At 73.8% G+C, this 13,203-nt stretch carries 12 protein-coding genes and 1 riboswitch; of the genes, 8 read left to right on the forward strand and 4 right to left on the reverse strand.

The features are described from left to right. The first annotated feature begins 7 nt into the window (after window positions 1-7). Window positions 8-1,708 carry a DUF5719 family protein gene (locus LGQ04_RS11515; RefSeq protein WP_229243842.1) on the forward strand — a complete coding sequence of 567 codons (1,701 nt, stop codon included), beginning with the start codon at window positions 8-10 and terminating at the stop codon, window positions 1,706-1,708. A gap of 10 nt (window positions 1,709-1,718) precedes the next feature. On the opposite strand, the gene LGQ04_RS17785 is transcribed toward LGQ04_RS11515, so the two are convergent. After that, complete coding sequence (locus LGQ04_RS17785; RefSeq protein ID WP_308016393.1) at window positions 1,719-2,300, reverse strand: metallopeptidase family protein; 582 nt, start codon at window positions 2,298-2,300, stop codon at window positions 1,719-1,721. A gap of 65 nt (window positions 2,301-2,365) precedes the next feature. Between LGQ04_RS17785 and LGQ04_RS11525 the strand changes: the two genes are divergently transcribed. Then, window positions 2,366-2,719, forward strand: coding sequence for a DUF3499 domain-containing protein (locus LGQ04_RS11525; protein ID WP_229243844.1), 354 nt, complete (start codon window positions 2,366-2,368; stop codon window positions 2,717-2,719). Between the two features lie 21 nt (window positions 2,720-2,740). Here LGQ04_RS11525 and LGQ04_RS11530 read toward each other — a convergent pair whose 3' ends face one another. Next, complete coding sequence (locus tag LGQ04_RS11530) at window positions 2,741-3,358, reverse strand: dTDP-4-dehydrorhamnose 3,5-epimerase family protein (protein WP_229243846.1); 618 nt, start codon at window positions 3,356-3,358, stop codon at window positions 2,741-2,743. 60 nt (window positions 3,359-3,418) lie between these two features. Between LGQ04_RS11530 and rfbD the strand changes: the two genes are divergently transcribed. Continuing rightward, window positions 3,419-4,339, forward strand: a complete 921-nt coding sequence (gene rfbD / locus LGQ04_RS11535) for a dTDP-4-dehydrorhamnose reductase (RefSeq protein WP_229243847.1) — start codon at window positions 3,419-3,421, stop codon at window positions 4,337-4,339. On the opposite strand, the gene rfbA is transcribed toward rfbD, so the two are convergent. Continuing rightward, window positions 4,303-5,166: a glucose-1-phosphate thymidylyltransferase RfbA gene (rfbA, locus tag LGQ04_RS11540; protein WP_229243848.1), complete on the reverse strand. Its 864-nt coding sequence runs from the start codon at window positions 5,164-5,166 to the stop codon at window positions 4,303-4,305. The genes rfbD and rfbA overlap by 37 nt on opposite strands. Before the next feature lie 122 nt (window positions 5,167-5,288). On the opposite strand from rfbA, the gene rfbB reads away from it, so the two are divergent. Beyond that, window positions 5,289-6,284 (forward strand): dTDP-glucose 4,6-dehydratase, encoded by a 996-nt coding sequence (gene rfbB / locus LGQ04_RS11545; RefSeq protein ID WP_229243849.1) that lies wholly within the window; start codon window positions 5,289-5,291, stop codon window positions 6,282-6,284. Window positions 6,285-6,293: 9 nt separating this feature from the next. On the opposite strand, the gene LGQ04_RS17790 is transcribed toward rfbB, so the two are convergent. Beyond that, window positions 6,294-7,400 carry a C40 family peptidase gene (locus LGQ04_RS17790; RefSeq protein ID WP_308016394.1) on the reverse strand — a complete coding sequence of 369 codons (1,107 nt, stop codon included), beginning with the start codon at window positions 7,398-7,400 and terminating at the stop codon, window positions 6,294-6,296. A gap of 1 nt (window position 7,401) precedes the next feature. Next, window positions 7,402-7,592: riboswitch (cyclic di-AMP (ydaO/yuaA leader) on the reverse strand. Window positions 7,593-7,798: 206 nt separating this feature from the next. Between LGQ04_RS17790 and LGQ04_RS11555 the strand changes: the two genes are divergently transcribed. The 4 genes from LGQ04_RS11555 to LGQ04_RS11570 all read left to right on the forward strand — a co-directional run bounded on the left by LGQ04_RS11555 (window position 7,799) and on the right by LGQ04_RS11570 (window position 13,197). Then, the gene (locus tag LGQ04_RS11555) at window positions 7,799-9,265 is read left to right on the forward strand and encodes a phosphomannomutase/phosphoglucomutase (protein ID WP_229243850.1); all 1,467 of its coding nucleotides are present in this window, start codon (window positions 7,799-7,801) and stop codon (window positions 9,263-9,265) included. After that, window positions 9,262-9,450: a Trm112 family protein gene (locus tag LGQ04_RS11560; protein ID WP_229243852.1), complete on the forward strand. Its 189-nt coding sequence runs from the start codon at window positions 9,262-9,264 to the stop codon at window positions 9,448-9,450. Before LGQ04_RS11555 ends, LGQ04_RS11560 begins: the two co-directional genes overlap by 4 nt. A gap of 58 nt (window positions 9,451-9,508) precedes the next feature. Then, window positions 9,509-10,423 carry a TylF/MycF/NovP-related O-methyltransferase gene (locus LGQ04_RS11565; protein ID WP_229243853.1) on the forward strand — a complete coding sequence of 305 codons (915 nt, stop codon included), beginning with the start codon at window positions 9,509-9,511 and terminating at the stop codon, window positions 10,421-10,423. Between the two features lie 182 nt (window positions 10,424-10,605). Beyond that, entirely contained in the window at window positions 10,606-13,197 is a 2,592-nt protein-coding gene (locus LGQ04_RS11570; protein WP_229243854.1) for an N-acetylmuramoyl-L-alanine amidase, read from the forward strand. Window positions 13,198-13,203 lie beyond the last annotated feature (6 nt).

A 13,203-nucleotide genomic window follows, 5' to 3' on the forward strand; every position in this document is an offset into this window, starting at 1 on the left:
GAGCCCGATGACCACGAACCCTGCCCGTCGCCTCCTTCGCCGGGTCGTCACTACCGGTGCCGGTGTCCTCGGGATCGGGGCCGTGGGCGCGGTCGTGGCCCTCGGCGGTCCGGCCGCCGACCGGCTGCCCGCCGTCGACGTCGCGGACCCCGTCCAGCAGGTGACGGTCGCCCCTGCGCAGGACGTGCTCGTGTGCCCCGGCCCTGCCCGGCTCACCGACCCCGAGGCAGGAGGCGACGCGCAGTTCGCACCCTCCCCGGTCGGGACGCAGAGCGTCGCGCGGGCCGCCGTCGGCGGTGACGCGGTCTCGACGTGGGGACCCCTGGGCGCCGACCCGCAGCCCCTCGACGCGGCGCCCGGCACCGACGGCCTCGCGCTGCTCACCGCGCCCGACCCGGAGGCCGGGAGCGTGCTGAGCGTCCAGCCCGGCGACGGCGACCCCCCGCGCCCCGCGGCCTCGGTCGGGTCGGTCACGACGGACGGCGACCTGCGCGGCCTCGCCGCCGCGAGCTGCGCCCGCCCCGGCATCTCCCACTGGCTCGTGGGAGGCAGCACGGAGATCGGGAGCAGCTCACGCCTCGTCCTCCAGAACCCGGGACGCACCCCGGCCACGGTGCAGGTGTCCGTCTGGGGGCAGGGCGGTGAGGCCGTGCTCGCGGGCGGGGGGCAGCAGCTCGTCGGGCCGGGCGAGGAGGTCGTCACGCTCGTCGAGGCGGCGGCGCCGGAGCAGCGGCGCACCGTCGTGCACGTGCAGTCCACGGGCGGCCTCGTGGCCGCGTGGCTGCAGCACAGCGCGCTCGACGGCCTCGTCCCCGTCGGGGTGGACCACGTGGTCCCGGGCGCCGCGCCCGCGACCGCGCTCGCCCTGCCGGGGGTGGTGAGCACGGGCGAGCCCGTCGACGACGCGCACGCGCCCCGGCTGCGCCTGCTGGCCCCCGGCGCGGAGCACGGTGCCGCACACGTCACCGTGCTCGGGGAGGACGGGGCCGTGCCGCTGCGCGGCGTCGAGGACGTCGCGCTGACCGCCGGGGTCGTCACCGACGTGTCCCTCGGCGGTCTGCCCCCGGGCCGCTACACCGTGGTCGTGCACGCCGACGTCCCCGTCGTCGCGGGCGCCTCGCTCGACCGGCGCGGGGAGCCGGAGCCCGACCTCCTCGACGAGCAGCGCCGCTACGACCGCGCCTGGGTCGCCGCGCAGCCGCTCGACGCCTCGGTCCCGTCGTCGCCGTACCGCGCCGGCCAGGTCGCGCTGGTCCCCGGCACGACGTCGAGCCTGTCGCTCGCCGCGGTGCCGGCCGCCGCGGCGGCGGACGGCGCCCGTCCGGACGACGGGGGTCCGGACGACGAGGGTCCCGGCGACGCGCAGCAGGGCGACGTGGTGCTTGACGTGCGCACGTGGTCCGAGGACGGGGAGCCGCTGGGGGAGCGGTCCGTCACCGTCACCGGAGGCACCACGGTCGCGCTCGACCCGGCCGACCTCACGTCCGAGGGTTCCGACGGGACGCCCGCCGTCGTCGCGGTCGACGTGGCACGCGCCGACGACGGCCTCGTCCCGGCGTGGTCGGTGCTCGCCGCCGCGGGCGGACCCAGCGGCGACGCGGGGGACGACGAGCCGAGCCTCGTCTCGGTGCTGCAGCCCGTGGCCGACGGCGCGTCGTCGCGCGAGATCGGGGTGCGGGTGACCGACACCGCCGGGCTCGGGAGCTGACGCCCCGGCGTCAGTCCCCCGACCAGCGGGGGTCGATCTCCTCCGGCGAGCGGGCCAGCAGGTGCGCGACCTGCTCCACGACGACGTCGCGCACCAGGTCCTCCAGGTCCTCCGCGTCGAGGGCCCGCGCCTCCACGGGACGCCGGTACACGACGACGCGCGCCGGCTGGCCCGACTCGGCCGGGAAGCACCGCCCGAGCGGGACGGTCCCCGACTCCCACGGCGCGGGGTCGGACGGGGGCACGTCCTCGACCGCGAACTCGGTGCCGCGCAGCTGCTTGGCCCAGGACCGCTCGACGTGCTCGACGACGTCGAGGACGACGTCGTCGAACTTCTCCGCGCGTGTCCGCGCGGCGGGCGCGGAGGGGGGCAGCAGGGGGCCGCGGATGCCCCGGCCCCGGCGGTCCCGACGGCGCGGGGCAGGCCCTGCGGTCCCCGGCGCGGGGACGCGGGGCGGGATGACCGGTTCGCCGGGTACCGGCGTCGGCTCGCCGCGCCCGGGCGGTCGGCGGTCCGCCGCACGGTCGCGCCGACGCTGCCCGTGCCCGCTCGGCTCCGGACGAGGACCCGGGAAGGAAGGCAGACCGCGCACACCACGACTGTAGACGACGGCGTGTGCCGTGACGCGACACGTCGCGCAGGGCGTAGGGTCGCCCCGTGAGATCCGTCAGGCAGTGCTCGCGCACGGCGTGCGTCCGTGCCGCCGTCGCGACCCTCACCTACGTGTACGCCGACTCGACGGCGGTGCTCGGCCCCCTCGCGCACCACGCGGAGCCGCACAGCTACGACCTGTGCGCCGAGCACGCCGAACGCCTCACGGCGCCCCGCGGGTGGGAGGTCGTGCGGCTGTCCCCCCGCTTCGTCGAGACCGGCCCGAGCGACGACGACCTCTCGGCCCTCGCCGACGCGGTCCGCGAGGCGGGCAAGGCGCAGACCGACCCCGAGCCGCCGGACGTGCTCGAGGTCGGGCGGCGCGGGCACCTCCGGGTCCTGCGCGCCGAGGGCGACTGACCCTCCCGGGAGGCCCGGGCGTCAGACCTGCAGCGCCTCGACGAACGACCGGACCCGGTCCCAGTCGGGCAGCGCCTCGCGGGCACGCGCGTCGGCCAGCGAGGGTGCGGACGCGTCCTTCTCCGAGAACGACGGGACGAGCGGGACGCCGCCGGGGCCGCGCGTCGGCCAGGTGATCGCGAGCTCGGGGTCGCGGGGGTCGACGCCGTGCTCGCGCTCCGGCGCGTAGCCCGTCGAGCAGAGGTACACGACGGTCGAGCCGTCCTCCAGCGCCATGAAGCCGTGCCCCAGCCCCTCGGACAGGAAGATCGCCCGGCGCGTCCGTGTGTCGAGGGTGACCGCGTCCCACCGCCCGAAGGTCGGCGAGCCGACCCGCAGGTCCACCACGACGTCGAGCACGCTCCCGCTCACGCACGTCACGTACTTCGCCTGCCCCGGCGGCACGTCGGCGTAGTGGATGCCGCGCACGACGCCGGCGCGCGACGTCGACGCGTTCGCCTGCGCGAGCTCGAGGCGGCGCCCGGTCGCGTCCTGCAGCGCGCGCGCCGTGAACCACTCGAGGAACACCCCCCGGTCGTCGGGGAACTGGCGCGGCGTGAGCTCCCACGCACCGGGGACGGTCAGCTCGCGGACGTCCATGGGGATCCTTCCGGATGGGTAGTGTCGTGCCGACGGTAGCGGGCTGGGGAGGGAACGCACGTGCGCTGGACGGTGACGGGGGCGTCGGGGATGCTCGGCCAGGACCTCGTGGCGCGGCTGCGCGCCGACGGGCGGGACGTCGTGGGACTCGACCGCTCCGCGCTCGACATCACGGACGCCGCCGCCGTCGACGTCGCGCTCGCCGGGGCGGAGGTGGTCGTGAACGCGGCCGCCTACACCGCGGTCGACGCGGCCGAGGACGACGAGGCCGGCGCGTTCGCGGTCAACGCGACCGGGGCCCAGCACGTCGCGCGTGCCGCACGGCGACGTGGCGCGCGCCTGGTCCACGTCTCGACGGACTACGTGTTCGACGGCGACGCGTCGGTGCCGTACGCCGAGGGGGCGGCCGTCTCGCCGCGGTCCGCCTACGGGCGCACCAAGGCGGCCGGGGAGTGGGCGGTACGGGTCGAGCATCCCGGGACGCTCGTCGTGCGGACCGCCTGGCTCTACGGGGCGCACGGGCCGTGCTTCCCCCGGACGATCGCCCGTGCCGCCGCGGAGCGGGACGCCCTCGACGTCGTCGACGACCAGGTGGGACAGCCGACGTGGACGGTCGACCTCGCGGACCTCGTCGTCCGCCTCGTCGACGCCGACGCTCCCGCGGGCGTCTACCACGGCACGTCCGGCGGCCGGGGCTCGTGGTGGGACCTCGCGCGCGAGGTCGTCGACGCGGCCGGTCTGGCCGACCGGGTCGAGGTGCGGACCACGACCAGCGAGGCGTTCGCCCGTCCTGCCCCACGCCCCTCGTGGTCGGTCCTCGGGCACGACGCGCTGGACGCCGTCGGCGTGGAACCGATCGGGGACTGGCGGGAACGGTGGCGCGTCGCCGCGACCACCGTCCTGGCGGAGGCGATCCGGGAGGGCCGACCGACCGCCCTCGGGCCTCACTCCTCCAGGAGGCCCAGCAGGTACGCGCCGTAGCCCGACTTCACGAGCGGCTCGGCGCGCTCGCGCAGCTCGTCGTCGGAGAGGAACCCGCGGCGCCACGCGACCTCCTCGGGAGCGCCGATCTTCAGGCCCTGCCGGTGCTCGATCGTGCGCACGTAGTCGCTCGCGTCCAGCAGTGAGCCCACCGTGCCCGTGTCCAGCCATGCGGTACCCCGGGGCAGCACCTCGACGTGCAGGCGGTCCTGCGCGAGGTAGTGCCGGTTGACGTCCGTGATCTCGTACTCGCCGCGCGCCGACGGGCGGAGCGAGCGCGCGACGTCCACCACGTCGCCCGAGTAGAAGTACAGACCCGGCACGGCGTAGCGGCTGCGCGGTGCCACGGGCTTCTCCTCGATGCTCAGGGCGCGTCCGGTGTCGTCGAACTCGACGACCCCGTAGGCGGTCGGGTCGGCGACGCGGTACGCGAAGATCGCGCCGCCGTCGACGTCCGCGAACCGCTGGAGGCGGTCCCCGAGCCCGGGGCCGTAGAAGATGTTGTCGCCCAGCACCAGTGCGGCGGCGTCTCCGTCGAGGAAGTCCGCACCCAGGACGAACGCCTGCGCGAGCCCGTCGGGCCGCTCCTGCGTCACGTAGGAGATCGAGACGCCGAAGCGCGACCCGTCGCCGAGGAGACGTCGGAACGCGTCCGCGTCGTGCGGGGTCGTGATGACGAGCACGTCCCGGACGCCCGCGAGGAGGAGCGTCGACAACGGGTAGTAGACCATCGGCTTGTCGTAGACCGGCAGGAGCTGCTTGCTCACGCCGAGCGTGATCGGGTGCAGCCGCGTGCCCGACCCGCCGGCGAGGACGATCCCCTTCACCCCGGCAGGGTCTCACGCGAACGACGGGACGGTCGGGTGAAATGTCCGCCGCCCCGCCGCCCGTGACCGGGCGCCGCCTACACTCGCGATCGTCAGGTCGTCCTCGACGAGCGGAGGAAGCGGTGCGGCTCCTGGTCACCGGTGGCGCAGGGTTCATCGGGTCGAACTTCGTCCACGCGACCGTCGCCGGGCGCCCGGACGTCGAGGTGACGGTGCTCGACGCGCTCACGTACGCCGGGGACGAGAGCTCCCTCGCCCCCGTGCGCGACCGCGTGGACCTGCACGTCGGCGACGTCGCGGACGCCGACCTCGTCGACCGGCTCGTCGCGCGGAGCGACGCCGTCGTCCACTTCGCCGCGGAGTCGCACAACGACAACTCGCTCGTCGACCCGTCGCCGTTCGTGCGGACCAACCTCGTGGGGACGTTCACGCTCCTCGAGGCGGTGCGGCGGCACGACGTGCGCTACCACCACGTCTCGACCGACGAGGTCTACGGCGACCTCGCGCTCGACGACCCGGGGCGCTTCACCGAGACGACGCCCTACAACCCGTCGTCGCCCTACTCGTCGACCAAGGCGGGCAGCGACCTGCTCGTCCGTGCGTGGGTGCGCTCGTTCGGGGTGCGGGCGACCCTCTCCAACTGCTCGAACAACTACGGCCCGTACCAGCACGTCGAGAAGTTCGTGCCGCGCCAGATCACGAACCTGATCGACGGCGCCCGCCCCAAGGTCTACGGGGCGGGCGCCAACGTGCGCGACTGGATCCACGTCGACGACCACAACGAGGCCGTGTGGACGATCCTCGAGCGTGGCGAGATCGGCGAGACCTACCTCATCGGGGCCGACGGCGAGCGGTCCAACCTCGAGGTGGTCCAGGACCTGCTCGCCGTCTTCGGGCGCGACCGCGACGACTACGACCTCGTCACGGACCGGGCCGGTCACGACCTGCGGTACGCGATCGACGCCACCCGCCTGCGGACCGAGCTCGGCTGGTCGCCGCGGTTCCCGGACCTCGCCGACGGGCTCGCCCGCACCGTCGAGTGGTACCGGACGCACGAGGACTGGTGGCGACCGGCGAAGGCCGCGACCGAGGCGCGCTACGCGGCGTCGGGGCAGTAGGGGGCCGGGTCAGGCACCCACGGCCTTGGCGCTCACGCGCACGAACTTCGGGCTCGACTGCCAGATCTGGCGGACCTGGATCGTCTTGCCGGGACGCGGCGCGTCGATCTGCATGTTGCCACCGAGATAGATCGCGACGTGCCCGGGGGACCAGATGAGGTCGCCGGGGCGCGCGCTCGACTTCGAGATCGTCCGGCCGGCGTGGCGCTGGGCCGACGACGTCCGGGGGAGGGACCCGGCACCCGCCTTCTTGTACACGTAGGACGTGAAGCCGGAGCAGTCGAAGCCGGTGCTCGGGGAGGTGCCGCCCGAGCGGTACCGGACCCCGATGTGCTTCTTCGCCTCGGCCACGACCGGGGAACCTGCCGACTTCACGGTCAGGCGGTAGGAGCGCAGCGCGCTCGTGACGCCCGGGACGGACGAGCGGTAGCGCACCTTCACGAGGCGCTTGCCCGTCCAGAGGTTCTTCGGAAGGGTGACCGTCGTCCGGCCGCTCGAGAGCGTTGACGTCCTGACGAGCTTGCCGTCGACGGAGACGTAGACCCTGCCCTTCGCGCGGGCGTCGCCCGCAGTCGCGCGGAGGGAGATCGTCGTGGGCGTCCTCCCCTTGACCTGAGTGGTCGAGGACGCGGTGAGGTACAGCTTGGAGGACACGACCGGATTCTTCACCGTGAGGTGGAAGGAGCGCAGCGCGCTCGTCGCACCGGGGTCGTCGGGGGTGAAGCGCACGCGGACCAGCCGCTTCCCGGACCAGAGCGAGGACGGCATGGTGACGGTGGCACGGCCGTCCTCGAGAGTGGTCCGCCGGACGAGGGTGCCGTCGACGGAGACATGGACGGTCCCCGCGCCCGTCGCGCTGCCGGTGGTCGCGCGCAGGCTCAGCGTGGCGGGCGTCCGGCCCTTCGTCTGGGTGGTCGACGAAGCCTCGAGGTAGAGCTTCGAGGAGGCCGACGTGCTCTCGGAGGCTGCGGCGGACGCCGTGGAGGGGTTGGCGACGGCGGTTGCGAGGCCGGCGCCGAGGACGAGGGACGAGGCGAGGCTCGTGACGAGGCCGAGCCGCAGGCCCTGGCGGGCGAAACGCGCTCGCGGCTCACCCGGGTGTCGGGTCGTGGTCATGTGAAGTTCTCCGGACGCCTGCGAGGTGAGCTGTCGGGTTCGGGCGGGAGGTGGCCCGGCCGGCTGTCGATCGTGGATCGGCGGTCCGGCTTCACCCCAAGGGCTCGCGCGCGGCGTGCCCGTCGAGAGTGGTTCCCCCGTCACTGCCTGGTTCGTGACCCCGCCGGCGGCAGTGCTCGGCGTTCCGGCGGGGGGCGTCGCGGTGGCTCGCGTCGCCGAAAGACCATAACCGCGCTTCTCCTGTTATCACAAACAGGTAACAGGGAATGTTGCCAATAGTGTCCGAAGAATGTGTGAACGTGCACGGGAATATCGGTCATACCTACGCGTGACGCCTCCCCGGGGTGTGACGTGGATCATTCCGCGGCCACCCGTGAGCCGCTGGGTAGGCTGAGCCGGTGACCACCGACCTGTCGCACCTCATCAAGGCCTACGACGTCCGGGGGACCGTCCCCGACCAGCTCGACGCCGACGTGGCACGGGCCATCGGCAGCGCCTTCGCCCACGCCGTCGTCCTGCCGGAGGCGGAACCCGCCGCCGGTCGTCCACGGGTCGTCGTCGGCCGCGACATGCGCGACACCGGGCCCGCGCTCGTCGACGCCTTCGCGGCCGGCCTCACCACGGCCGGGGTCGACGTCGTCCGGATCGGTCAGTGCTCCACCGACGGGCTGTACCACGCCGCCGGCGTGCTCGGCGCCCCGGGCGCCATGTTCACCGCGAGCCACAACCCCGCCGCCTACAACGGCATCAAGCTGTGCCGCGCCGGCGCGCGTCCCGTCGGGCAGGACACCGGCCTGGGCGACGTCCGCCGTCTCGCCGAGCAGCACCTCGACGGCGACGCACCGCCCGCAGCCGCGGACCCGGGCACCGTCACCGACACGGACACGCTCACCGACTACGCCGCCTTCCTGCGCGGACTCGTGGACCTCGCCGCGGTCCGGCCGCTGCGCGTCGTCGTCGACGCGGGCAACGGGATGGCCGGGCTCACCGCCCCCGCCGTCCTCGGCACCGCCGCGGGCCTCCCCGCGCTCCCCCTCGACGTCGTCCCTCTCTACTTCGAGCTCGACGGCACCTTCCCGAACCACGAGGCGAACCCTCTCGACCCGAAGAACCTCGAGGATCTCCGTGCGGCGGTCGTCGAGCACGACGCCGACCTCGGTCTGGCGTTCGACGGCGACGCCGACCGGTGCTTCGTCGTCGACGAGCACGGCGACCCGGTCTCGCCGTCGGCGATCACCGCGCTCGTCGGGCTGCGCGAGGTCGAGAAGGAGAAGGCAGCGGGCCGCACGCCCACGGTCATCCATAACCTCATCACGTCGCGCTCCGTGCCCGACTTCCTCGACGCCGCCGGGGCGAGGACGGTCCGCACACGAGTCGGACACTCGTTCATCAAGGCGCAGATGGCCGAGCACGACGCCGTGTTCGGCGGCGAGCACAGCGCCCACTACTACTTCCGCGACTTCTTCTTCGCCGACACCGGGATGCTCGCGGCGCTGCACGTCCTCGCCGCGCTCGGGTCGCAGCCCCACCCCCTCTCGGCGCTCGCGGAGATGTACGAGCCGTACGTCGCGTCCGGGGAGGTCAACTCGACCGTCGGCGACGTCGCGGCGGCCCGCGCGCGCGTCGTCGACGCCTACGTGGCCCAGCAGGGCGCCGGCCCGGTCGAGGTGGACGAGCTCGACGGGCTGACGGTCTCGCACTGGGCCTCCCACCCGCAGTGGTGGTTCAACCTGCGCGCGTCGAACACCGAGCCGCTGTTGCGGCTCAACGTCGAGGCCGCGGACCAGGACATCATGGAGAAGGTGCGCGACGACGTCCTGTCGCTCGTGCGCGAGACGGGCACCCCGACCGAGGAGCGAGCATGAGCCTGCAGATCGACCCCTGGGTGCGTGAGGCCCTGCGCTGCCCGGTCACCGGGGCCACGCTCGTCGACGGCACCGACCCCCAGGGCGAGCCGGAGCTGCGCTCGACGGATCCCGAGCGGCCGATGGCCTACCCCGTGCGAGACGGCGTGCCGGTGCTGCTCGAGGACGACGCGCGCCCGCTCTGAGCGACGTCTCCCGGCGAGGCGGCGCGACGTCGGGGGTGCGAGGTGGTTGGCTGGGGCGATGGGAGCCGCCGGCCAGTTCCGTCGCCTAGTCACCGCACCATCGCGTCTCCTGGCCCTGCGGCGGGAGGTCCCCGAGCTGCGGCGAGAGCTGGCGGCCGAGCGCGACCGGGCCGAGGACCTGCGGCGCCGGGTCCGCGCGGCCCGGACGCGCATCCAGCAGAAGGACGCGACGATCGCGACGCAGCGGCTCGAGATCGAGAGGCTGCGCGCACGCGCGCACGAGGCCGAGACGACCATGGCGACGGACACCCTTCCTGATGCGGTGGTCGAGCGGATCGGCGCGGTGATCCGGGAGAACCTCAGCTATCTCAAAGGGCCACAGCTCGCGGCGCTCGCGCGCGCGGCGCTCGACGCCGAGGCGCAAGAGATCCCAGGCCTGTTCATCGAGGCAGGAACCGCTCGTGGTGGCTCCGCCATCGTCCTGGCGGCCGCGAAGTCGCCGGAGCGCAGGCTCGCGGTCTACGACGTCTTCGGGATGATTCCGCCCCCGAGCGACGCCGACGGCGAGGACGTCCATCGGCGCTACGAGAAGATCGCGTCCGGGGGAGCGCGCGGCGTGGGCGGCGAGACGTACTACGGCTACAGGGACGACCTGTACGGCGAGGTGACCGAGAGCTTCGCGCGGCACGGGTACCCGGTGGGCAGGTCCAACGTCGAACTCGTCCAGGGATACTTCGAGGACACCATCCGGCTCGACGAGCCGGTCGCCCTCGCGCACCTCGACGGGGACTGGTACGAGTCGACGAGGACGTGCCTCGAGCGGATCGTGCCGCACCTCGTGACAGGTGGACGCCTGGTCGTCGACGACTACTTCGCCTGGTCGGGCTGCCGCACCGCGGTCGACGAGTACTTCGCCGGTCGTGCGGGCTTCCGACGCGAGCTGCACGGGCGTCTGCACATCGTCAGGACCTGATCGGCCGGGTCGGGCGCCGCGCGGACTGATCAGGGGCGATGGGGAAGCCGCGTGCGCGTCAAGGTGCCCCGGGCTACCGTGGCCGGGTGCGTAGAGCGGCGCGAGGCGCGGTCGTCCTTGTCCTGGCGACCGGGATGGGGGTCCTCCCGGTCGTCTCGTTCCCGGTGCCCGAGGCCCGTGCGGTGCCACCCGACGTCCGGGCCGTCGAGATCGACGACGTGGTCGAGGAGGCGGTCGAAGACCCCACCGCGCTCGAGCCGGCCGTCGTCGGCGGGCTCGACGTCGAGGACGCGGCACAGCCCGAGGAGCGACCGACCCGCTCGGGAGCTGCGGCCGAGAGCACGGGCACACCGAGCGGTACGGGGTCTCCGGACGGCGTGGACGCGGACGAGAGCGCCGAGGAGACGGACGGGGACGGAACGGCGGACCCCGGCGAGGTGACCGTCGACGGTGCGGAGGGCCGGGTCGCTGGGCTCACGGCGCTCACCGCGACCGAGCCGTTCCTCGTCGCGGGCGTCACGTGGGACGACGAGGCTGACAGCGCGGATGTCGTCGAGGTCGCGGTGCGTGTGCTCGCGGACGGTTCGTGGTCCGACTGGACTCCGCTCGAGGTCGAGGACCTCGGGATGGCGGGGGAGAGGCCGGGGACCGCGCCCGTCGTGACCGGAGGCTCCGAAGGCATCCAGGCCCGCGTCGTCACCGAGAGCGGGGACACGCCCGACGGCGCCCGTATCGACCTCGTGGACCCCGGCACGTCCGCGGCTGACGGGAGAGCGACGGGTCGACCCGCTGCGAGCGCTGACGCGGCGACGGGTGACGAGCTGCGGCCGGCGATCGTCACGCGCGCGCAATGGGGGGCGGACGAGAGCAGGGGGAGCGCCTGGCCCGACGTCTCGGCACAGCTCAAGGCCATGTTCGTGCACCACACGGCGGGCACCAACAGCTACTCGAAGGCGCAGGCGCCGGCGATCGTCCGGGGCATCTACGCGTATCACACGGGGTCGCGGGACTGGCCCGACATCGGCTACCAGTTCCTCGTCGACAAGTACGGGACGATCTACCAGGGTCGGCGCGACGCCCTGCAGGACCTGCCGGTCGGCGCCCAGGTCGGCGGCTTCAACACCGAGACGATCGGCGTCTCGGCGATGGGCAACTACGAGACGGCGCGGCCCAGCAGCGGGCTCGTCACCTCGATCGAGCGGGTCCTCGCGTGGCAGGCGTTCCGTCACGGTCTCGATGCCACGGGCTCCGTCACGCTCACCGGCGGCGGGTCGTCGTCGCGGTACCAGCCAGGCTCCCGGGTCTCGGTGCGCGTGATCTCCGGCCACCGGGACACGAGTTACACGACGTGCCCGGGCCAGTACCTCTACGCGAAACTGTCCTCGATCCGCTCGAACGTCAAGAGCAGGGTCGCGTCGGCGACGACGTCGTACGGGCCGGCGAGGCCGACGACGTGGGCGGTCCAGCCGGGCGCCACACCCGCCACGCTCGGACCAGCGCAGCTCCCCTATACGGCGGCGTACGAGTGGTCGTCCGTCCCGGGCGCGGTGGGGTACAAGGTCTACCAGCGCAACGCGCCGCACGGCGCGGCATCGCCGGACTCCCGCTCGTGGAAGACGCTGCGGACGGTGACCGGGACGCGCACCTCCATCAGCACTCCAGCCGGGTACACGCGCAGCGTCGCGGTGCGCCCCGTCGACTCCGCCGGTCGGCTCGGCACCCTGACCCAGGTGCGCACCTCGACGCGACCCATCGGCCTGACGTCCATGACTTTCAGCCCGTCCTACGCCAAGGTCTCGGACTCCGCGTACCTGTGGGACGCCGCGATGCGATCCACCTCGAGCACCGCCGCCGTCACCGTCCGCGGCGTACGTCAAGCACGCCAGGTCGTCATCATCGGTCCGACGGGACCGGGGAAGGGACGTCTGCAGGTCGTCGTCGGCGGTCGGGTCGTCGGCACCGTCTCGATGGCGTCGTCGACCATCTCGAAGCAGGGGCAGCGCGTCGTGACCCTTCCTGGTAGCACGTCGGGCACCGTCACGATCCGCTCGATGGACGCGGGCAAGGACGTGCGCATCAGCGCGCTGTCCTTCCCCCGAACCGAGCCCGCCGCCGCCACGCCCGGGAAGCCCCGGGTCAATCAGCTCTCGACGGCCTACAGCCCCATCAGCATGGGGACGTCGACGCCGCTCCGCTGGGCGGCCTCCCCGGGAGCCGTGCGCTACGACGTCTACGTGCGCGCGGCGTCGTACCGCACCGGGCTGCCGGACTCCTGGACCAAGCTCACCTCCACCACTCGGACGACGCACACCGCACGGTCCGCGACACCGGGCGGCCTCTACGTGTACGGCGTGCGGGCCGTCGGGCGCTCCGGAACGAGCCCGCTCGCGACCTTCTACTCGGTGGCGCGGCCGTTGCCCTCCACCGACTGGGAGCTCTCCACGGGCTCGCGGGCCTGGACGAGGGTCGACAGCTCCCGCTACGTCCGCGGGTACGTGTACCGGACCGAGGCCCGGGGAGCGACGTTGACCGTCCCCGACGCCGTCGAGGTGCGCCGGGTGCGGGTGATCGGCAAGGTCGGACCAGGCGGCGGTGCCGTCGACGTGTACGTCGGCGGGACCCGGTACGGCCGCATCGACCTCTCGGCGTCGAGCACCGTCGACCGCCGCAGCGTCGACCTCTACCTGCCGCGCCTCGTCTCCGGGGACGTCGAGCTCCGTACGGTCTCGACAGGCGTGGTCAGGATCTCCGCCGTCGCACTCGGCCACCGCTGACGAGCG

It is taken from the genome of Cellulosimicrobium marinum (genome assembly GCF_020551945.1).
GTDB lineage: Bacteria > Actinomycetota > Actinomycetes > Actinomycetales > Cellulomonadaceae > Cellulosimicrobium > Cellulosimicrobium marinum.